General features: G+C 62.9%; 18 protein-coding genes and 2 tRNA genes. 11 read left to right on the top strand and 9 right to left on the bottom strand.

Going from position 1 to position 20,724, the window contains the following annotated elements:
- Positions 1 to 3 precede the first annotated feature (3 nt).
- The 3 genes from HUTA_RS15745 to HUTA_RS06660 all read right to left on the bottom strand — a co-directional run bounded on the left by HUTA_RS15745 (position 4) and on the right by HUTA_RS06660 (position 6,284).
- Positions 4 to 1,161, bottom strand: coding sequence for a hypothetical protein (locus HUTA_RS15745; protein WP_179943822.1), 1,158 nt, complete (start codon positions 1,159 to 1,161; stop codon positions 4 to 6).
- Positions 1,162 to 1,414: 253 nt separating this feature from the next.
- On the bottom strand, positions 1,415 to 3,772 hold the full coding sequence (locus HUTA_RS06665) for a GH36-type glycosyl hydrolase domain-containing protein (protein WP_015789114.1): 2,358 nt from the start codon (positions 3,770 to 3,772) through the stop codon (positions 1,415 to 1,417).
- Positions 3,773 to 3,836: 64 nt separating this feature from the next.
- Positions 3,837 to 6,284, bottom strand: coding sequence for a GH36-type glycosyl hydrolase domain-containing protein (locus HUTA_RS06660; RefSeq protein ID WP_015789113.1), 2,448 nt, complete (start codon positions 6,282 to 6,284; stop codon positions 3,837 to 3,839).
- A 114-nt stretch (positions 6,285 to 6,398) separates the two neighbouring features.
- Here HUTA_RS06660 and hemB point away from each other — a divergent pair, with 114 nt between their 5' ends.
- The 8 genes from hemB (at position 6,399) to HUTA_RS06620 (ending at position 12,884) form a co-directional block, all read left to right on the top strand.
- Complete coding sequence (gene hemB / locus HUTA_RS06655) at positions 6,399 to 7,379, top strand: porphobilinogen synthase (protein WP_015789112.1); 981 nt, start codon at positions 6,399 to 6,401, stop codon at positions 7,377 to 7,379.
- A 61-nt stretch (positions 7,380 to 7,440) separates the two neighbouring features.
- A complete protein-coding gene (locus HUTA_RS06650; RefSeq protein WP_015789111.1) occupies positions 7,441 to 7,806 on the top strand; it encodes a P-II family nitrogen regulator in 366 nt (121 codons plus the stop codon).
- A 344-nt stretch (positions 7,807 to 8,150) separates the two neighbouring features.
- Positions 8,151 to 9,566 carry an ammonium transporter gene (locus HUTA_RS06645; protein ID WP_015789110.1) on the top strand — a complete coding sequence of 472 codons (1,416 nt, stop codon included), beginning with the start codon at positions 8,151 to 8,153 and terminating at the stop codon, positions 9,564 to 9,566.
- Entirely contained in the window at positions 9,563 to 9,928 is a 366-nt protein-coding gene (locus HUTA_RS06640) for a P-II family nitrogen regulator (RefSeq protein ID WP_015789109.1), read from the top strand. The genes HUTA_RS06645 and HUTA_RS06640 overlap by 4 nt, the downstream gene beginning before the upstream one ends.
- A gap of 18 nt (positions 9,929 to 9,946) precedes the next feature.
- Complete coding sequence (locus HUTA_RS06635; RefSeq protein WP_015789108.1) at positions 9,947 to 10,405, top strand: Lrp/AsnC family transcriptional regulator; 459 nt, start codon at positions 9,947 to 9,949, stop codon at positions 10,403 to 10,405.
- A gap of 297 nt (positions 10,406 to 10,702) precedes the next feature.
- Positions 10,703 to 12,040 carry an ammonium transporter gene (locus HUTA_RS06630; protein ID WP_015789107.1) on the top strand — a complete coding sequence of 446 codons (1,338 nt, stop codon included), beginning with the start codon at positions 10,703 to 10,705 and terminating at the stop codon, positions 12,038 to 12,040.
- Positions 12,033 to 12,407 (top strand): P-II family nitrogen regulator, encoded by a 375-nt coding sequence (locus HUTA_RS06625; RefSeq protein WP_015789106.1) that lies wholly within the window; start codon positions 12,033 to 12,035, stop codon positions 12,405 to 12,407. The genes HUTA_RS06630 and HUTA_RS06625 overlap by 8 nt, the downstream gene beginning before the upstream one ends.
- Positions 12,408 to 12,425: 18 nt before the next feature.
- Positions 12,426 to 12,884: an Lrp/AsnC family transcriptional regulator gene (locus HUTA_RS06620; RefSeq protein WP_015789105.1), complete on the top strand. Its 459-nt coding sequence runs from the start codon at positions 12,426 to 12,428 to the stop codon at positions 12,882 to 12,884.
- Positions 12,885 to 12,901: 17 nt separating this feature from the next.
- Here the strand turns inward: HUTA_RS06620 and HUTA_RS06615 are convergent, their stop codons facing one another.
- From HUTA_RS06615 to HUTA_RS06600, 4 genes are all read right to left on the bottom strand, one after another.
- Positions 12,902 to 13,591: a cyclase family protein gene (locus tag HUTA_RS06615; protein ID WP_015789104.1), complete on the bottom strand. Its 690-nt coding sequence runs from the start codon at positions 13,589 to 13,591 to the stop codon at positions 12,902 to 12,904.
- A 442-nt stretch (positions 13,592 to 14,033) separates the two neighbouring features.
- A tRNA-Thr gene (locus tag HUTA_RS06610) sits at positions 14,034 to 14,105 on the bottom strand.
- A gap of 45 nt (positions 14,106 to 14,150) precedes the next feature.
- Positions 14,151 to 14,840 (bottom strand): DUF7114 family protein, encoded by a 690-nt coding sequence (locus tag HUTA_RS06605; RefSeq protein ID WP_015789103.1) that lies wholly within the window; start codon positions 14,838 to 14,840, stop codon positions 14,151 to 14,153.
- Between the two features lie 102 nt (positions 14,841 to 14,942).
- Complete coding sequence (locus HUTA_RS06600) at positions 14,943 to 15,770, bottom strand: NAD+ synthase (protein ID WP_015789102.1); 828 nt, start codon at positions 15,768 to 15,770, stop codon at positions 14,943 to 14,945.
- 277 nt (positions 15,771 to 16,047) lie between these two features.
- On the opposite strand from HUTA_RS06600, the gene HUTA_RS06595 reads away from it, so the two are divergent.
- A tRNA-Gly gene (locus HUTA_RS06595) sits at positions 16,048 to 16,118 on the top strand.
- Positions 16,119 to 16,187: 69 nt separating this feature from the next.
- Here HUTA_RS06595 and HUTA_RS06590 read toward each other — a convergent pair.
- Positions 16,188 to 16,718 (bottom strand): J domain-containing protein, encoded by a 531-nt coding sequence (locus HUTA_RS06590; protein ID WP_015789101.1) that lies wholly within the window; start codon positions 16,716 to 16,718, stop codon positions 16,188 to 16,190.
- Between the two features lie 147 nt (positions 16,719 to 16,865).
- Here HUTA_RS06590 and HUTA_RS06585 point away from each other — a divergent pair, with 147 nt between their 5' ends.
- Positions 16,866 to 18,131, top strand: a complete 1,266-nt coding sequence (locus tag HUTA_RS06585) for a M48 family metallopeptidase (protein WP_015789100.1) — start codon at positions 16,866 to 16,868, stop codon at positions 18,129 to 18,131.
- Here the strand turns inward: HUTA_RS06585 and serA are convergent.
- Positions 18,128 to 19,690, bottom strand: coding sequence for a phosphoglycerate dehydrogenase (gene serA, locus HUTA_RS06580; protein WP_015789099.1), 1,563 nt, complete (start codon positions 19,688 to 19,690; stop codon positions 18,128 to 18,130). The two genes, HUTA_RS06585 and serA, sit on opposite strands and share 4 nt — an antisense overlap.
- A 119-nt stretch (positions 19,691 to 19,809) precedes the next feature.
- Between serA and HUTA_RS06575 the strand changes: the two genes are divergently transcribed.
- Positions 19,810 to 20,709 carry a hypothetical protein gene (locus HUTA_RS06575; protein ID WP_015789098.1) on the top strand — a complete coding sequence of 300 codons (900 nt, stop codon included), beginning with the start codon at positions 19,810 to 19,812 and terminating at the stop codon, positions 20,707 to 20,709.
- The last annotated feature ends 15 nt before the right edge of the window (positions 20,710 to 20,724 follow it).

Raw genomic sequence — 20,724 nt, 5'->3', positions numbered from 1 at the left:
GATTTATCGTCCCTCAATCATTTGATGGCCCAACCCAACCACTGATAACGCAAACCCGACAGTCGTTAAATTCACTGCATTTGATGCGATATCTGATTGCTCTCCCGAGTTTGAAATGAAACCCCGTGATCTCTCACTTGCTGTGGTATCTGTTGGTTCTGGTGTAGTTGTGGTGATGAATCTATCGGTGGGTGTTTTCCGTGCTGATTTTGTTTGCTGAGTTCCAGCTGCTGTTGTTTGAGTGGTAGTCGGTTCTACGGTAGTTGTTGTGGTTTCGGTTGTTTGAGTGGTAGTCGGTTCTACAGTAGTTGTTGTGGTTTCGGTTGTTTGAGTGGTAGTCGGTTCTACAGTAGTTGTTGTGGTTTCGGTTGTTTGAGTGGTAGTCGGTTCTACAGTAGTTGTTGTGGTTTCGGTTGTTTGAGTGGTAGTCGGTTCTACGGTAGTTGTTGACGGCTGACCATTTTTTGACACATCCCACGTTGCCTCTGATTCACTGAGTGTTACAATTATTTCACTTGGTTCATCAATAAAGAACTCATTAATGAATTCTCCTTTTTCGTAAACACGGTCTGGCGGTGGTGAGATACCGACCGAAAGATTATCTCTAATTTCTATTCCGGTGAACGAAGCGTCTTCGTGTTGAAGATACCCATCTTCATTGAATTGGTATCCTCCCCCAAATCCATATCCATTATGCCGGATTTCTGGGCTTGCTCCCGAAAGCGGAGTTTCGTCCTCATCTACGACTCGAACATCAACAAGATATCCTTCTGGTAATGAGATTTTACCAAAATCATTCACATCTTCATCGATACGAAATGATCTCGGATATTGGTAGACTTGCGGTATCCCGTTTTTTTCTTGCTCTGCGAAATTTCGGCTGCTTGATTTATATATCGCAAGATCATATTGTCCCTTCTCTGGTATGCTTACCTCAAAGTTTCCTTGCATGTCTGTGGTCGTTTCGGCAAAACTACCATTCGGGCCTCTGAAATTCACTTCGTCGTTACTGGCCTGTGTATCGACTTCTGGAACAATCTGACCTTTCGCTGTTGGGCCCGAAGCCTGAACCGTTTGCGACATGATTGCACTTCCGAAAACCCCTATAGTGACACTTCCAATAGTTGAGATGAACTCCCGGCGGCTGCTCTGATCATCCATGTATATATGACGCATATCACACACTACCTTAATATCATTTCTGTCTTCTCAAAAGTTGAAAAAGAAAATCTCAAATATTCATAATATTTAAATAATATTATATGCGAATTTACTATTGATAGGAATTAATGGGTAAATGACTAATACTGCCATTTCTGTGTTCACCGTTATCGATGTTGCTTATCGCGTTGTTTTGCTTTGACTCAGCCACGTAGCAACCAGATTGGTCGTCACTTTGGATTCGTTCTGTTCTTCAGCCCATCACGACCCGAACTTCATGGGTCTCGCCGTCCTCGAACGCGGGCACCACATTGCCCTCGATCACCTCGCCGTCGACTTCGACACTCGCGACGCCACTCTCCACGCCGTCGGGATTCTCGACGGCGATCTCGTAGGTCGCGCCGCGGAACTCCCGTTCCATCTCGAAGCCGTCCCACTCTGCGGGGATCGTCGGGTCGACCAGGAGGCCATCGAAGGTCGGTCGAACGCCAAGGAGGTACTGGGTCGCACCGACGTACGCCCATGATGCGGTCCCGGTCAGCCAGGAGTTCTTCGCGACGCCGAACTCCTCGTGTGCGGGCCCGAGGACGTTCTGGCAGTAGACGTACGGTTCGACGCGCCGGAGATCAGCGACGTCGTCGTGGGCCAGCGGGAGGAGTTGCCGGTAGTACTGGTAGGCGCGCTCGCCGTCGCCCAGCAGGCCGGCGGCGACGACCGACCACGTGTGGGCGTGACAGAAGATGCCGCCGTTCTCCTTGGCCCCGGGCGGGTAGGTCGTCGTGCCGCCGATCCGGTCGATCTTGCCCTCGCCTTCCCACGGCGGGTCGAGCAGTGCGAAGCCGTACTCGGTGTTGAGGCGGTCGTGGGCGTTTTCCATGGCTTCCCGGGCGCGGTCGTCGTCGACGCCGCCGAGTGCGGCCCAGGTCTGGGTGTTCAGCGAGATCTGTTGGTAGTCTTCACTGGCTGATCCGATGACGCGCCCCTCGTCGTCGTAGGCGCGGGTGTACCAGTCGCCGTCCCAGGCGTGCTCGTCGATCCGCTCGATCTCTGCCTCGCGTTTGGCGCGGAGTTCGGCTGCCCGGTCGTCCTCGCCCAGGAACTCGTAGAGGCCGGCGACTTCATCGAGGACGCGACAGTACATCATCGCGACCATGACGCTGGCGGCCTCGCCGCTGCCGTCGTCGGGGTTCAGCGAGTCGTTCCAGTCGGCGTAGCCCATCCGCGGCAGGCCGTGTGTGCCGCGGTGCTCGTCGGTGAACTCGATGGCACGCTCGATGTGCTCGCGGACGGAGCCCGTGGAGCCGTCCTCGAATGGAATATCGGCTTCCAGGAAGTCGTAGTCGCCGGTCTCCTTGAGATACTGGACGGTTCCCAGCACGAGAAAGAGATGGTCGTCGGAGAACCACTGTGGCTTGGAGGGATCCTCCGTGGCGAGACCGGCGTCACCCTCGCCGCTGAGTGGGTAAACCTGGTGCCAGGCGTGGCCGTCGGGGAACTGGAGTTTCCAGAGCATCTCCAGGGTCTCCCGGACTTGATCGGGCACGGCGTGGACGATCGAGAGCGTGTCCTGGCTGGAGTCACGCGTCCCCATCCCGCGGCCCAACCCGGCCTGGTAGCGGGAGGCCGTCCGGGACCAGTACAGCGTCGAGCGACACTGCACCGGGTTCCAGACGTTAACCATTGTGTTCATCTGCTCGTCAGGGGTCTGGACCTGCAGCGTCGAGAGATAGTCCTCCCACTCCGCTTGCAGGGCCTCGAACGCCTCGTCGACGACCGACGGATCGTCGTACTTCGCGATGAGGTCGTCGTTTCGTTCGGGCGCGGTCATGAAGACAATTCGCTCGCTCTCGCCCGGTTCGAGTTCGAGGTCGTGCTCGAAGGAACCGATGACGTTGTCGTGTGTGGCTTGTGAGTTTCTGGCTGCTCCCGCTTCCAGGACGGCTGGTTCCTCCAGGCTGCCGTACTGGCCGACGAATTCCCGCCGCTGCGTGTCAAAGCCGACGACCTCGGCACTGGTCGCGTGGGTGTAGCTGAGTTCCTGGGCGGAAGAGTACATCTCGATGACGCCCTCGGTTTCGTCGACCCGCGAGCGCATGATCTGGCCCGTCCAGTCGAGATTGGTCTGGTCACCCAGCGCGTCCGGGAACGAGAACTCGACGTAGGAGAACGCCCCGAGGGTGCGGGTCTCCCGGCCCTCGTTTTCGATGTCCAGCACCCACAGTTCGCAGTCCTCACCGAGCGGGACGAAATACGTCATCTCGGCCGCAATGCCGTCGTATTTGCTCTCGATCGTGGTGTAGCCCGGCCCGTGACGACACTCGTAGTCGTCGAGGTCCGTCTTCACGGGTTGCCAGGTCGGCGACCAGTACTCGCCGCTTTCCCGATCCTGCAGGTAGACGTAGCGACCGGGCTGGTCGTCCGGGACGGCGTTGTACCGATAGCGCGTCACGCGCTGGTTCTTCGGGTCTTTATAGAAGCTGTAGCCGCCACCGGTGTTCGAGACGATGCCGCCGTAGACGCCCTCGCCGAGGTAGTTGATCCACGGCGTCGGCGTGTCGGGTCGTTCGATGACGTATTCGCCCGTTTCCTGATCGACGTGTCCGTATGTCATTGTCTGTCGTGGGTTGCTGGCGTTGGTGCAGTTGTCAACGGTACAAAGCGGGGGAGCAGCCGCCTCAGCCCATCACGACGCGAACGTCGTGGGTCTTGCCGTCGCCGAGGTCGGGGATCGTCTGGCCGTCAATTTCCTCTCCGTCGACTTCGACCCGATCGACGCCCGATTCGACGTTGTTGGGGTTCTCGACGGTGATTTCGTAGGTTGCGCCGCGGAACTCGCGGTGGACCTCGTATTCGTCCCAGTCGGCCGGGATCGCCGGGTCGACGACGAGGCCGTCGTGGTCCGGGCGCACGCCGAGGATGTGCTGGGTGATCGCGACGTAGTTCCAGGCTGCTGTGCCCGTGAGCCAGGAGTTCTTGGCCTCGCCGGTGGTCGGGGCGTCCGGACCGGCGATCGTCTGAGCGTAGACGTAGGGCTCGGTGGTGTGGGTGTCGCTGATGTCCTCGCGGGCTGCCGGGCAGATCCGCTTGTAGTACTCATAGGCGCGTTCGCCGTTGCCGAGTTTCGCCTCGGTGATCATGATCCAGGGGTTGGTGTGACAGAATACCGACCCGTTCTCCTTGTAGCCCGGCGGGTAGGAGGTGATTTCGCCGTAGCGTTTGTCGTACTCGGTGAAGGCTGGCTGGTGGAGCACGATCCCGTGCTCGGTCGCCAGCCGTTCCCGAACCGAGTCCATCGCGTCCTGGACCTTGCCCTCGTCGCGACCGATCCCGGCCATTCCGCACATGCCGTTGGACTCGACGAAGATCTGGCCTTCGTCGTTCTCACTCGACCCGATCGGGTCGCTGTAGTGGTCGTAGGCCCGTCGGAACCACTCGCCGTCCCAGCCGGCATCGGCGACGGCTTCGGCCATCTCGTCGGCGTAGCCCTGGTACTCCTCGGCGGACTCGGGTAGGATGTCAGTCTGTTCGGCCAACTCGGCGAGCTCCTGGAGGGCGTAGACGAACTGGCCGCCGATGAACACCGACTCGGCGCGCTCCTCCTCGACGTCGTGTTCGGCCGTCTGGAAGGACTCGTCGGGGTTCTCCGAGAAACAGTTGAGGTTGAGACAGTCGTTCCAGTCGGCGTGACCGATCAGCGGCAGGTCGTGGGGGCCACGGCGTTCCCGAACGTACTCGACGGCGCGCTGGAGATGCTCGGCAAGCGGCGCTTCCGTTCCCGGTTCGTTCTCGAAGACGATCTCCTCGTCGAGGATCGAGGTGTCGCCGGTCTCCTTGACGTAGGCGGCGGTGGACATGACCAGCCACATCGGGTCGTCGTTGAACCCGCCGCCGATGTCGCCGTTGCCCTCGCCGGTGAGGGGCGTATACTGGTGGTAGGCCCCGCCGTCCTTCAGCTGTATCTTCGCGAGGTTCAGGATGCGCTGTCGAGCGCGATCCGGGAACTGATGGAGGACCGCGAGTTGATCCTGCAGGGAGTCACGGAAGCCGATCCCGCGCGTCAGGCCGGTTTCGTACATCGAGGCCGACCGGGCGAGGTTCATCGTGACCGTGTTCTGGTAGGCGTTCCAGGTGTTGACCATCCGGTCGGTCTCGGGATCGGGCGTCTCGACCTGCAGCGCCGATAGTTGCCCCTCCCAGAACTCGGTCAGCTCGTCGAAGGCGTCATCCAGCGCAGCCGGGTCGCAGTATTTCCCGATCGTTGGCTCGACGTATTCCTTGTTGACGACGCCCGGCTCCTCAAACTTCTCGTCTTCCGGGTTCTCGTGGTAGCCCAGCAGAAAGACGATCTCTTCGCTCTCGCCTGGCTCCAGTTCCATATCGACCTGGTGGGAGCCGATCGGCGCCCACCCGGTAGCAATAGAGTCGGTCGCCTCGCCGGCTTCGAGGACTGCCGGCTCGTCGAAGCCCTCGTAGTTGCCGAGGAACGCGTCCCGCTGGGTGTCGAACCCGTCGATGTCCGCCGAACAGGCGAAATAGGCGAAGTGGTTGCGGCGCTCGCGGTACTCGGTCTTCTGGTAGATGACCGAATCCTCGACCTCGACCTCGCCGGTGTTGTAGTTGCGCTGGTAGTTGGAAATGTCGTCCATGGCGTCCCACAGACAGAACTCCACGAGACTGAACAACTGCAGGCTGCGGGATTCGTTGCTGTCGTTTTCGACGGTGACGCGCCAGGCCTCCAGATCCTCGCCGGGTGGGACGAAGTAGGTAACCTCGGCGGCGATGTCGTCCTTCTCGCCGCGGATCGTCGTGTAGCCCAGTCCGTGGCGACACTCGTAGTCGTCGAGGTCGACGCGCGCGGGTTGCCAGGTGGGTGAGAAGTATTCTCCCGTCTCGGCGTCCCGAAGATAGAGACCGCGCCCCCCGACGTTCCGGGGCGCATTGTTGTACCGATACCGGACCAGTCGGCGATAGCGTGGGTCCTGATAGAAACTGTAACCGCCGCCAGTGTTGGAGATCATCCCGACGTAGTCCTGCCGGCCGATGTAGTTGATCCAGGGCCGTGGCGTTTCCGGCTCGGTGATCACGTACTCGCGCGCATCGTCGTCGAAATGCCCGTACTTCATATCTCAGTATTAGATCAAGTAGTGCCCTAAAGAATGTTGCGACACGCGCTACGCGGTGTCCAACGGCGGTACTGGAACGTCACTGCTATGGCACAGACGCAACAACTCCCGTGCATGAACCATCCCAACCGCCCGCGCCGTCTCCGGACGGATGGCATCAGGCCACTTGTCAGCGAAACCACGCTGGATGCGAGCGATCTGATTGCGCCCGTCTTCATCGACGCGACGACTGACGAACGGGTACCCATCGAGACGATGCCCGGTCACGAGCGCGTCCCGGTCGAGCAGGCGGTCGAGCGTGTTCAGGAGATCCGTGAGACCGGCGTCGAAGCGATCATCGTCTTCGGGGTGCCAGAATCGAAAGACAGCGAGGGATCGCGGGCCTGGGCCGACGATGGCGTCGTCCAGAAGGCTGTCCGGCGGATCACTGCCGAGACCGACGCCTACGTCATCACTGACGTCTGCATGTGCGAGTACGCCGACCACGGCCACTGCGGTCTCCTCGAAGACGACGCCCGCCAGGACCCGGTGTTGACTGTCCGCAACGACGAGACACTGGACGCGCTGGCCCGGACAGCCGTCTCCCACGCGGCGGCGGGCGCGGACATGGTTGCGCCCTCCGCGATGATGGACGGCATGGTCGGGGCGATCCGCGAGGGCCTCGACGACGCCGGTCACACCGAGGTGCCGATCATGAGTTACGCCGCCAAGTACGAGTCGGCGTTTTACGGCCCGTTCCGGGACGCAGCCGACGGCGCGCCCGCCTTCGGTGATCGCCGCCACTACCAGATGGATCCCGCCAACGCCCGCGAGGCCATGCGTGAGGTGACTCTCGACGTCGAAGAGGGGGCGGACGTCCTGATGGTCAAGCCAGCATTGCCGTATCTCGACATCGTCCGTGACGTGCGCGAGCGCTTCGACCAGCCCGTCGCCGCGTACAACGTCAGCGGCGAGTACGCGATGTTGCACGCCGCAAGCGAACAGGGCTGGCTCGATCTGGAGGCGACCGCTTACGAGTCGCTCCTCTCGATCAAGCGTGCGGGTGCCGATCTCATTCTGACGTACTTCGCCGAGGACGTCGCCGGCGCGCTGTAGTACCGCTGATCCCTGCCGCTTAGGAGGGGTTTTATCTTCGACCCGATCGGAGTCTGATCGTATGTCGCCAGCCACTGACGACACCGACCTCGAGCTCGTAATGGCAATCGTCCGCCCGGAGAAACTCTCAGACGTCAAGGCCGCTCTCGCCGAGGCCGGCGCCCCCTCACTGACGGTGACGCAGGTCTCCGGGCGGGGCTCACAGCCGGCCAAAACTGGTCAGTGGCGCGGCGAGGAGTACGTCATCGACCTCCACCAGAAGATCAAAGTCGAATGTGTTGTCGAACCTGAAGACGCCGACGACGTCGTCGAGGCGATCCGTGAAGGGGCAAACACCGGCGAGAAGGGCGACGGCAAGATCTTCGTCCTGCCCGTGTTTGACGCCGTTCAGGTCCGGACCGGCGATCGCGGGACCGACGCGATCTAAGTCGATTGCGAGCGTATTTTTTCGGCTCGGCACCGGCGTGCGCGCGACGCTCAACCCGTTTCTCACCGTTGACTGTCGCTCAACGGGCTTGGTGATTGTCCAGTTCCGCTCGTTTCCATCGGCTGAATGGTGACCATCCGTCGACCTTATACAGTATATATTCTATCTAATCTTGGACGTATGTCCTATTATCGGTTGGAAATAAGCACACGTTCAACCAAGGAATTATATACCGTCCTTTCTTGGCCTCGAACCGAGATGGCAACCACGAACGTTGCTGAATACGGTGAAAAAGAGAACAGATTATCAGAAATGTCAGCGAAAGCTGGTGGAGGTGTCCGCTGATGCCGGTCGGCGGGGAAGTCGCCAGCGGCGTCAATACGGTCTGGGCGCTCGTCGTGGCGTTCCTGATCTTCTTCATGCAGCCGGGCTTCGCATTGCTGGAGTCCGGACAGGTACGGGCGAAAAACGTCGGGAACGTCCTGATGAAGAACATGACCGACTGGACGCTCGGCATCCTGTCGTACTTCATCATCGGGTTCGGGTTCTCGGTGCTCATCGCGACGCTGACCAGTGGGCAGGCGATCACCCCGATGGACTCGCTGTTCGGTCACTTCGGCGGGGCCAGCGGTTGGGTTGGCTGGCTCGTGGGCGCCGTCTTCGCGATGACGGCGGCGACGATCGTTTCCGGGGCGGTCGCCGAACGGATGAACTTCAAGGCATACGTCTTCGTGGCGGCCGCGATGACCGCGGTCATCTACCCCGTCGCGACGGGGATCACCTGGGACGGTGGCCTGCTCGCGCTGGCCGATAACCCGGCCAACAACGGGTTCATCGCGGATATCATCGGTGTCGGCTACCAGGACTTCGCTGGCGCGACGGTCGTCCACATGCTCGGTGGTCTCGCCGGGCTGGTCGGTGCCTACATGGTCGGTCCGCGGAAAGGCCGGTACGACGAGAACGGCAACTCACGGCCGATCCCGGGTCACTCGATGCTGCTCGCAGTACTTGGGACCCTGTTCCTGGCCTTTGGCTGGTACGGGTTCAACGTCGGGACGTCGGGGATCTACGACGGCGCGAACGCGTTCCTGGGCGCCCAACTCGGCCGCGTCGCGCTGAACACGACCCTGGGTATGGCTGGCGGTGCCCTCGCGGCAATGCTGGTTTCAACCACCTGGCAGGGCAAACCTGACCCGCTATGGACTGCCAACGGTCTGCTCGCCGGGCTGGTTGCCGTGACGGGTGCCGTTCCACACGTCACCTGGTGGGGCGGACTGATCCTCGGCTCGCTGGCCGGGGCCCTGGTCCTGCCGACCTTCCGCTGGACGGTCGATACCCTGAAGATCGACGATGTCTGTGGCGTCTTTGCCGTTCACGGCATGGCGGGAGCGGTCGGGACCGCGCTGATCCCCCTGTTCGCTTACGAGAGTGGCGGGACGATGATTCTCGGTGACCCGTGGGCGTTCGGCGGCATCGACGCGCTCGGGATGCAGATCGTCGGCGTGATCGTCATCGGGATCTGGGCGGTCGTCGGTTCAGCGATCGCCTTCGGCATCGCCGACCTGCTGTTCGGCCTCCGGGTCACCGACGAAGAGGAAGAAGTCGGCCTCGACGAGGGCGAACACGGCGTCACGGTCTACCCCGAATTCGTCGGCGGCGAGCCGGGAACGCCCGGCACATCCGGCCCGACGGTCACCCCCGACGGCGGTGAACTCCGAACCGACGGCGGTCGCTCGCTCAACGGAGGTGACAACGAATGAGTGAATCCGAAACTGACGGCGAGATCAAACTCGTGATGGCGATGATTCGGCCCGATCGGCTGGGCGCGGTCAAGCAAGCACTCGCGGAGGTCGGCGCGCCCTCGCTGACGGTGACGCAGGTGTCGGGTCGCGGTTCCCAGGCCGCCAAGAAGGGCCAATGGCGCGGCGAGGAGTACGTGGTCGACCTGCTCCAGAAGGTCAAAATCGAGTGTGTTGTCTCGGAAATCCCGGTTGCAGACGTCGTCGAGGCGATCCGGGAGGCTGCTCACACTGGCGAGAAGGGCGACGGAAAGATCTTCGTCCTGCCGGTTGAGGACGCCGTCCAGGTCCGCACCGGCGAGAGCGGTCCGGAGGCAGTCTGAACACTCACAGGTTTTCACATGGTCCTCGATGATATCGACCGTGCGCTGGTCGACGCCCTCCTCGAAGACGGCCGGGCATCCACTCAGGACCTCGCCGCCGCTGTCGACGTCGCCCCAGAGACTGTCGAACGGCGGATCGAGGCCCTGGAAGACGCCGGCGTCATCGAGGGATACGCTGCGAGCGTCGATTACGACGAACTCGGCTACGACGTCACCGCCCTCGTGCGTCTCCGGGTTGGCGAATCGGTCGCGGCCGTCGCCGAGACACTGGCAACGTGTGCCTGGGCCCGCTCGGTGTACGAGGTGACCGGCGAGGCGGATTTCTTGCTGGTCGGGCGGTTCCGCGACACCGACGACATGCACGAGAACGTCGCCGAACTGCTCACGGAACCCGCTGTGCGATCGGTGACCGTCGACGTGGTTCTCGACGCCGTCCGGGCCTGTGAACCCCTGTGGATCGGGGACGGCGTGATCTGACCGACTCGCGCGCGGTCCACCCAACGAACCCCTACTTTTCGTCCAAATCGGCCATACGAACGTCCAGTTCTACGAGCGCATCCTGGCATGAATATTTACGGACGATAACCTTATACTCCTAATATTCTATGGCATTTTGAACAAACGTGTATTCAGGAGTTCGTATATTTTCGATCCTGAAGCAAATTCTTATATATGGCTATCCCAATCAGCTTCAAACGTGAATAAGATCACAATCGCGGTCGGATTCGGTGGAAAGTTGGACAAAAGTTTGGGTATATCCGGCGGGTGTGAGCGATGATCGAAGCGCTCCCGTTGCAAGTCGAGCCGAGCGCGCTGACTGATGCGATCAGCAACGTCTGGGTACTCACCGTCACGTTCCTGATCTTCTTCATGCACGCCGGCTTCGCGATGCTGGAGGCCGGGCAGGTCAGAGCGAAGAACGTCGCCAACCAGTTGACGAAGAACCTGCTGACCTGGAGCGTCGGGGTGACGGTGTTCTTCGTGATCGGGGCCGGGATCTCCGGACTCATCGGGGGCGATCCGTACACCGACGCGTTCCCGTTCCTCGACGAGGAGTACATCGGCTGGCTCTACGGTGCCGTCTTCGCGATGACGGCCGCGACGATCGTCTCCGGGGCCGTCGCCGGCCGGGCGAAACTCCGGGCGTACGTCACCTACACGTTCCTGCTGGCGGCCGTGATCTACCCCGTCGTCACGGGGATCACGTGGGTCGGTGAGTACATCGCCGTCGGCGACGCCGTCTTCCACGACTTCGCGGGCGGGATGATCGTGCACGGACTCGGCGGGATCGCCGGCCTGACCGCCGCCTACATCCTCGGTCCGCGGATGGATCGCTTCGGCGAGGACGGTTCGCCGAACGTCATCCCCGGCCACTCGATGACGTTCGCCGTGCTGGGCACGCTCATGCTCGCCTTCGGCTGGTACGGGTTCAACGTCGGCACCGCAGCCGTCTTCGCCGAGGCCGGCCCGAACGGCGACCTGCTGGCGTTCAACGGTGCCGTGCTGAGTCGCGTCGCGATGGGTACGACGATCGCGATGGCCGCCGGCGCGATGGGTGCCGGCCTGGTCGCCTGGCTCAAGACCGACAAGGTCGACACCCTCTACGTCGCCAACGGCCTGCTGGCGGGCCTGGTCGGGATCACGGCGATCCCGGACACGACGACCTGGTGGGGCGCGTTCATCGTCGGTGGTCTCGCCGGCGCTCAGCTCCCGATCGTCTTCGGCTTCGTCGAGAACCGCCTGAAGATCGACGACGTCTGTGCGGTCTTCCCGGTTCACGGCAGCGCTGGCGTGCTCGGGACGCTCGCGTTCCCGTTCGTCGCCGTCGAAGCCTGGCAAGGCGGCCTCGACCTGGGCTTCGTGGTCGAGGGATTCATCACGCAGGTCCTCGGCGTCGTCATCATCGCCGCGTGGACGATCCTCGCGACGGGGGTCGTCTGGGGCGCCCTCAAGGCGATCGGCCAGGCCCGCGTCACACCCGAGCACGAGCGTGAGGGGCTGGACCTGAGCGAGCACGGCGTCGAGACCTACCCCGAGTTCGGCGACGAGGACCCACTCGTCGCCGACGGTGGCGTCAGTGCGGTCCGCTCGCGGGGTGATTCCGATGAGTGACGACGATACTGTGGACGCCGACGACGAGATCAAACTCGTGATGGCGATGATCCGCCCGGATCGGCTAGGCGCGGTCAAGCAAGCACTCGCGGAGGTCGGCGCGCCCTCGCTGACGGTGACGCAGGTGTCGGGTCGCGGTTCCCAGGCCGCCAAGAAGGGCCAATGGCGCGGCGAGGAGTACGTGGTCGACCTGCTCCAGAAGGTCAAAATCGAGTGTGTGGTCGCTGATATTCCGGCCGAAGACGTCGTCGAGGCGATCCGGGAGGCTGCTCACACGGGCGAGAAGGGCGACGGAAAGATCTTCGTCCTGCCGGTCGATGACGCCGTCCAGGTCCGCACCGGCGAGAGCGGTCCGGAGGCAGTCTGAACACTCACAGGTCTCCACATGGACCTCGATGATATCGACCGCGCGCTGGTCGCCGCCCTGCTCGAAGACGGCCGTGCGTCCACTCAGGCTCTCGCTGCCGGCGTGGGGATCTCCCCAACGGCCGTCGAACGGCGGATCGAGGCCCTGGAAGACGCCGGCGTCATCGAAGGATACGCTGCGAGCGTCGATTACGACGCACTCGGCTACGACGTCACGGCCGTCGTTCGGGTCCGCACGGGTACTGGCCCCGAACTCGTCATCGAGACGCTTGGCGAATATCCCTGGGCCCGCTCGGTGTACGAGGTGACCGGCGAGGATGACGTCGTCCTCGTCGGTCGGTTCCGCGACACCGACGACATGCACGAGAACGTCGCCAAACTGCTCACGGAATCCGCCGTGCGATCGGTGACCGTCGATGTAGTGTTGGATACCGTTCGAGCGTGTGAACCGATCTCCGTGGACACGTCGGCGGAGTGAGTATCCTTCACACTGTTTCACTCTCCGCTCACGTCACGAACAATAGCTGTGTAACTCAGACCACCAGGCCACCGATCGACGCCGACCGCCCGGACCGGCGCACCGTCGCCGTCGAGTCTGATGGGATACGCCCGGAGTTCGAAGCGATCCCCGACCGCTCCGAGATTCCGCAGGTTCTCGAAAATCATCAGCCCTGCCCCCAGTATCGCGTGATGGGCTGGAAACCCCTCCGGCTCCGCTGGGTCTGCCCGTTCGCTCGGCGTCGGATCGGGATTGAGCGTGTCGACACCGACGGCCACCCCCTGCTCGGCACAGCGTTCGGCGGCTGCCGGCGAGAGATACGGATGGTCGAGATACTGGTCTGTGCCCCAGTGTACGTCCCAACCAGTCCAGAAGACGAGGCAGTCCACGTGAGATTCGACCGTCGGCACGCGGTCGGCGGAGATCGGCTCGCGGGCGTCGAGATCGCGGCAGTCCACCCGACGGCAGGTTCGCTCGAAGGCCGCCACGTCGAACTCCTCGAGGGTTTCTCCGGTCGGTTCGGTATGGGCGGGAGCGTCGACGTGCGTTCCAGTGTGGCTTCCGCAGGTGAGTTTTGATTCCCGATACTCGTCCGAGTCGTGGGTCGCGACTACTTCGACGCTGACAGCCGGGTCGCCGGGATAGGTCTGCATCCCGGTTTCGATCGGATGCGTGAGGTCCTGCATGCCGTGTGTCACGTGGTCACTGGTGGTAAATTCGGGGGACAGCCAGGGACAATACCTTCCAGGGATTCAAATGCCGGTTTCGGCTTCACCGACACAGCAATCGCTCGGCGACTAACCCCTCGCAGAATTGTGTCGGTAGAAGCCTAGGCCGGAATTTGAACCGGAGGAAGACGGTCGCCCTCCCCATGGTCGGCCGCTGCGTCTTCCAGGGATTCAAATTCCGCTTTGGCATTTCACTCGCTCAGGACCCCATCGCTGACGCTCCGGGGTCAATCGCTCGGAAAAAGCCTAGGCCGGAATTTGAACCGGAGCCAGGGGTTCCTGCTCGCTCCCTTCGGTCGCTGTGCGGGCGTGCCACTGGCAGGGATTCAAATGCCGGTTTCGGCTTCACCGACACAGCAATCGCTCGGCGACTAACGCCTCGCAGAATTGTGTCGGTAGAAGCCTAGGCCGGAATTTGAATCCGGGGTCTCGTCCTTACCAAGGACGCGCTTTACCGCTAAGCTACCCAGGCACGCATCAACTGCTTACCCCGAGTTGACTTTAGGCGTTTCGATTCTCAGTGATCAGCCGAGGTTCGAACCCCATCGCTGGCGGTCGAATCGACGGAGACGAGTCTCGCGAGTTGATCCGATTCTGGCTCGGCCGTGCCACCATTGGTCCGGGCCTTCCGAGCGAGCGAGTCCGCGTATTCACGCAACGACGGCGACGGCTGCCCGCCTACCGCGGTCGTGCCGGCGACGGTCGCCAGTTCGTAGACGTCGGCTTCGAGACTCCGATCAAGCGAGGGGTCGTCGGTCTCGCGCCGGACGGTCTGATCGCGGCCAAAGGCCCGGACCGTCGCGACGGCTTCGTCGGCCGCTTCCGTCCGGGCCAGGAGGTAAAATCCCCTGGCCACCATGATATCGGCGATCAACACGTCCAGATCGCCCTCGGCTTTCCGGTCAGCGAGCCACGGCGGGTTCTGGGCGAGCGTCCGGGTCAACGCCAACCCTTCGTAAATCAGTTGCACACCGACAGCACGGCGGGCGATCGCATCCGCCAATGAATCGTCGGATCGCTCGAACACGGGCTGGGTTCCTCCGGTGCCTCGCCGGTCCAGGACGGCACGCGCACACCGCACCGCGAGAACGCCGGCCGTCATCGAACTCCGGTCGAGACGGGACACGATTCGATCGTGCAGCCGCTCGGGCTCGACACCCTCGAGGACTTCCTTCGCGGTCCGGCGAACCACCGCGACTTCCTGCATTACACGATCCTAGTGGAGGCAAAGTCAAAGACCTTTGGAAAGCCCCCCTGTATCCACCCGGGAGAAGCACGTTCAACGCCGCCCACGTCGGGCGGATCGTCGCTACAGTTTCGCCGGTGCTGGTGGCATCGACCGCTTGTGGCCACTTTGCTCGAAGAGGTCTCGCACGCGCTCGACGATCTCTCGATCCACGCCGACGATCCTGGCCGTCGCACTCGTCCCGACTTCCCCTTCGATCGCCAGCGCGAGGATCGAATCGAGGGTGTCGTATTCGACGCCGAGTTCACCCTCGTCAGTCTGGTCGACCCACATGCCGGCGGTCGGCGTGCGCTCGGCGATCTCCTGGGGGACCCCAACGTGGCGGGCCAGCTGGCGGACCTGCTGTTTGTAAAGGTTCGCGATCGGGTGGCAGTCGACGGCCCCGTCGCCGTACTTCGTGAAGTAGCCGGTCAGCGATTCGGTCCGATTGCCCGTCCCCAGTACCAGTGCGTTCTCGGTGTTGGCGACGAGATAATTTAGCACTGCACGCGCACGGACGCGAACGTTGCCGACTGCCATCTTTTCGCCTTCGGCTTCCGGATAGGCGTCGAGGAACGTATCGACGATTGGGTTGATTTCGATGACGTCGTATTCGATGCCCAATTCCATCGCGACTCGCTCGGCGTCGCTCATCGTCGCCTCGTCGTTGACTGAACTCGGCATGACCAGCCCGTGGAGGTTCTCGGCCCCGATGGCCTCGACGGCGAGGTGTGCGACGAGGGAGCTGTCGACGCCACCGGAGAGCCCCAGCACCGCCCGGTCGACGCCGGCGGCATCGAGTTGATCAGCGATGAAGTCGGTGATGTGCTCACGTCGCGCGTCGAGTTCTGCGGCCGAAAGCGAGAGGTCGAGTGGCGAGTCCCCTTTCGCGATCGCCTCGGTTTCTGACATATACGAAGCTGTTGGCGTTCCAGGAACTAATAGTCACCTTTCGACGCGATATTGCTGGACGAGCGTGGTGTCTTCGACCTCGAGTCGGGACACGACGACGAAGCGCTATGTTCAAGTGTGATCACGGGGATATTGGAAATCGAAGGTAGCAATCGAGCGCCGGTGTCTTGCCGAGCGGAGCGAGGCAAGTCTCGGAACGTGAGGCGACGAGCGTTCCGGTGGTGAGCAAATCCGGAGGATTTGCGAGCCTCGGCGCGCGAGGAACGCAGTGACGAGCGCGCCGGTGGTCTAGTGGTAGGACATGAGCTTCCCAAGCTCATAGCCCGGGTTCAATTCCCGGCCGGCGCATCTCTCGGCCCGAACAATTCGTGAGGGCCGTGTATGTGGTACGAGGGAATTGAATCTGTGGGGCTCCACTCACTCTTCGAGGCGCTCGTAGGCGGTCCGGACGCGCTTGAACGCTTGCGTATCACCGTCGGCGGCGTCGGGATGGACGTCCTTGACCCGTTCGCGGTACGCTCGCTTGATCGTCTCCTGGTCGGCCCCCATTTCGACGTCAAGGACGCGAGAGGCTTCCCGTCGAGACATCTCCTCCGGTTCCGAGCGATCCGGACGCGTCGCGCTCGTGCCTCGCCGGCGGTCAGTCGTCCGCCGACTCCCGGTGCGTCGTGACCGCCGCGTTCGACCGGTCGACTCCTGTCTCCGGGTCTCTGCTGCGCCCGACGGGCCGGACGGGCCGCCGTTGGTCGCCGCCTGTTGCTCGACCCGGCGGTAGACGCGGGCGGCCAGCCGGCCGGTTCCGTGCATCCAGAGGAGGTACGTCACCGCACCGAACAGCCCTGCAGGAGCGAGAATCGCGAGGTTATACAGTGCTCCCGCGATGGCGAGGGCGACCGTCATCGCGCCGAACGCCACGGCAAGGGCGATGATGAACCGCGAACGTTGCACGGCCTCACGTTAGGCCGTCCCGAGGTAAGTTTCACGTTCCCCGGCAAATTGCGTGGGACGGAGCCACGCTGCCGGGCCACCTACACCGGCGTAATCCTGGCGCTGGTATGTCCAGTGGCTTTTTGCCCGCCGTCTCCAAACCCGGGTATGCTCGTCTATCATGCGCTCTTCGTCACGTTACTTGCTGGTACGACCGGCTTCTTTACCGCGCTCGCCGCGTTGAACGTCCGGCACGCTGAACGGACCGTCGACGAGGAGGGAGATTTCGTGACTGATCGTCTCGGAATCGACGATCCCGAGGAATTGCTCGCGTACAACCGACTGGGAACGGCGCTGGGCCACCTCCAGACCTGGATGATGCTCGTCGTCGTGTTGCTGGTACTGTACTCGGGCCTCTATGCCGATGCCGTTGCGGCCCTGGAGGCGACTGGCTGGCCACCCTTCGTTCGCGGGACTGTCTTCGTCGTTGGTACCGTCCTCGCGCTCCAGGCGCTCTCGCTCCCGTTCGACGTCGTCGAGACGTTCGTCGTCGAGGACCTCTTCGACTTCAATCAACAGACGCTACGGCTGTACATCCGGGATCAACTCGTCTCGCTTCTCGTGATGGTGGTGCTGGTCGGCGTCCTCGCTACGGCGGTGTTTCTCGCCATGGATGCTCTCGGCGAGTTGTGGTGGGTCGCCGCCTGGGCGTTGTTCGTCGGCTTTTCCTTGCTCATGCAGGTCCTGTACCCACGCGTGATCGCGCCGCTGTTCAACGACTTCGACCCGATCGAGTCCGGCGATCTCCACGACGCAGTGACTGACGTCTTCGATCGCGCGGGCTTCGACACCGACGCGATCTACGAGATGGACGCCAGCCGTCGATCGTCCCACGCCAACGCCTACTTCATCGGCTTCGGTCGGACCAAGCGAGTCGTGCTGTTCGACACCCTGATCGAGCAGTTGTCGATCCCCTCGGTGCAGGCAGTCCTCGCCCACGAACTCGCCCACTACGACCGTGGGCACATCTGGAAGCAACTCGGTGCGAGCGCCCTCTGGATGGGTGCCCTGCTGTTCGGCGCGTCGCTGTTGGTCGAGGCCACGTGGCTCTATGAGATGTTCGGCATTGCCGGCCAGCCGGTCTACGCCGGTCTCGTGTTGGCCGTGCTGTGGCTCGTGCCCGTCGCCCAGCTTTCGGCGCCGCTCACCAACCGATTGTCACTCGCCCACGAACGCGAGGCCGACGCCTTCGCCGTCGAGGTGATGGGTGCCGAGCCGATGGCCGACGCACTCGCCGATCTGACGAGCGAGAACCTCTCGAACCCGTTCCCGCACCCGCTCTATGAAACCTTCCACTACGATCACCCACCCGTGCCGAAACGGCTGCAGCACATCCGAACGCTGGCCGACGAATCCGCAAAAGCTGAGGCTTAATCCAGGTCGATCGCCGTCACGCCCGTGACACGGGTATCCGATTCGAGTTCTTCGAGGAGCTCGGGCGTCACGGGATCGTCGAGGTTGTACACCGACATCGCTTCGCCGTCGATCGACTCGCGGGCGTTAGCCATGCCGGCGATGTTGACGTCGTACTCGCCGAAGACGCTGCCGAGCGCGCCGATGACACCAGGTTCGTCGCGGTTGCGCGAGATCAGCATGTGGCCGTATGGCGTCGCGTCGACTCTGAACCCGTCGATCTCGACCAGTCGGGGTTCGTTGTCGCCGAACAGCGTCCCGCTGACAGTGAGTTCGCGCACCCCGTCGCTGACCGTGATCGACACCAGACTCTGGTAGTCCTCGGTCTCGCGGCGCTTGCTCTCGACGACCTGGATGCCGCGCTGTTCGGCAATCCGGGTCGGCGCGTCGACGACGACATCCTGCCAGCCGAAGGGGTTGAACACCGCGGCCGTGACCAGATTGGTGTCCTCGTCGGCGAGGTCGCCCGCGTACTCGATCTCGATCGACTCGACGCGACCCTCGAAGAGTCGGAGGGCGATCTTGCTTGCCGTCTCGGCGACGTCGACGTAGCCTCGGGTGCGGGGATCGGAACTCGCGTCCGTCGAGGAGAGGTTCAGCGCGTTCTGGACGAGGTCGCCCTCCAGCGCCGAGATGATGCTGTCGGCGGCCGTGACGGCGACGTTGACCTGGGCGTTGTGGGTCTTCGCGCCGAGGTGTGGCGTCACGACGACGTTCTCGACGTCGAGCAGCGGGTTGTCCTCGGGCGGCTCCGTCGAGAAGACGTCCACGCCGGCGGCCGCGATCTCGCCGGACTCGACGGCGTCGGCGAGCGCCGGCTCGTCGACGATACCGCCACGGGAGGTCAACACGATCAGGTCGCCGGCGAAGCGGTCGATCTCCTCGGGCCCGATCAGCCCGCGGGTCTCGTCGGTGAGGCGGGCCTGGACCGACAGCATGTCGACGCGTTCGAGGAGTTCGTCGAGTTCGACCAGTTCGATGCCCATCTGGCGGGCCCGGGCCTCGCCGAGATATGGATCGTAGGCGAGCAGATCCATGCCGAGGTTGTCGAGCCGCCAGGCGACCTCCTGGCCCAGCCGGCCGAGGCCGACGATCCCGGCAGTCATGTCGCCGAGTTCGAGCGCGTCGAAGGACGCACCGTCCCACCCGCCGGCCTGGACCTGCATGTGGGCCTGTGGGATCTGCTTGGCGGCGTTAAAGGCCAGGCCGATCGTGTGCTCGGCGGCGGCGTAGACGTTCCCGCGGGGGGCGTTGGCGACGATGACGCCGTGGTCGGTCGCCGCGGGGATGTCGATGTTGTCGACGCCGATGCCCGCCCGCGAGACGATCTTGAGATTGGGCGCGTTCTCGAAGACTTCGCGGGTAATCTCCGTCCCGCGGATGAGCATGGCGTCGACGTCCGCGATCTTCTCGAGGACGCCCGCCGTGTCGATGTCGAAGTCGGTCTCGACGTCGAGGCCGGCACTCCGGAGGCGTGCCAGCCCGGCGTCGTCGATCGGGTCCGTGACCAGTACCTTCATGCACGGAGGGAATCTCCCCATCACATTAACCTTTTAGAGTTCGTCCTGTCGGGGGTGACCACGGATATCGCCGATCGCGAACCGCGCCCGTTTTAGGCACGCTCGCCTATCGTCGGACAATGACGAGCGTGCGGATAGCCGTGCCCCGGAAGGGCCGGCCCCTGGAGGCGGTCCTCGAACGGATCGCGAGCCGGACCGGCCGGACGGGCCTGGCCGACGAGATCATCTCGACGCTACGCTACGAGAAGGCCATCGCCAAGGGTGACCAGCAGCCCGACGCGCCGGTCTACGACCGCCTTTCGAGCTACAGCGACGCCACGGACCCGACTGCCCCCGAATACACGCTCATGCGGGACGACCGCCAGTCGATGCCCCGCCGGATCGTCTTCGACAGCGTCCGAATTCCCTCGGAGACGGTCGATCTGGAACTGATCGGTCGCGAGGAACCGTTCCGGGCGCTCCGGAAACACGAGTTCGCGCTCGGCTTCGACAGCGCCGACCTCGTTCTCGAGGAGGTCGTCCGCCTCGACCCCGAACCGCTCACCGACCTGGCGGCGCTCAACGAGCGGATCGACCCGCTCGACACCGACGTTCGCGTCCACACCGGCCTCGGTGACACGGTCTATCACACGCTGCTCGCGACCCCCGCCGTTGCCGACGAGCTGGACGCCGACCTCACGCGGGAGTTCGTCGCCGAGTACGCGGGCGAGCTCTGCATCTCGCCGCGCTACGAGCGCCTCGTGACGGCGGTCCTCGGGACAGCGGCCATCGAGGGGATCGACTTCCGGTATCCCGACCGTGACCGGACCGAAGAGGATCTCGTCGCCGAGGTCGGGCTTGGGGTGTACATCACGGTCTCGGGATCGACGGCGCGCGATCACGGACTCCTGGTGGGCGATCGTCTGTTCCCCAGCGAGACGGTGTTACTGGAGAACGCGGCCGAGATGACCGCCCACGCCGAACGAGCGGTGGATCTCGTCGACGGGGCGGACATCGAAACGGCGCTGGCGATCCAGTAACGCGTCTCCTGTGCG

The sequence above is a fragment of the Halorhabdus utahensis DSM 12940 genome (genome assembly GCF_000023945.1).
In the GTDB taxonomy this organism is placed as follows: Archaea; Halobacteriota; Halobacteria; order Halobacteriales; family Haloarculaceae; genus Halorhabdus; species Halorhabdus utahensis.
This window is presented reverse-complemented; position numbering and strand designations above follow the sequence as displayed.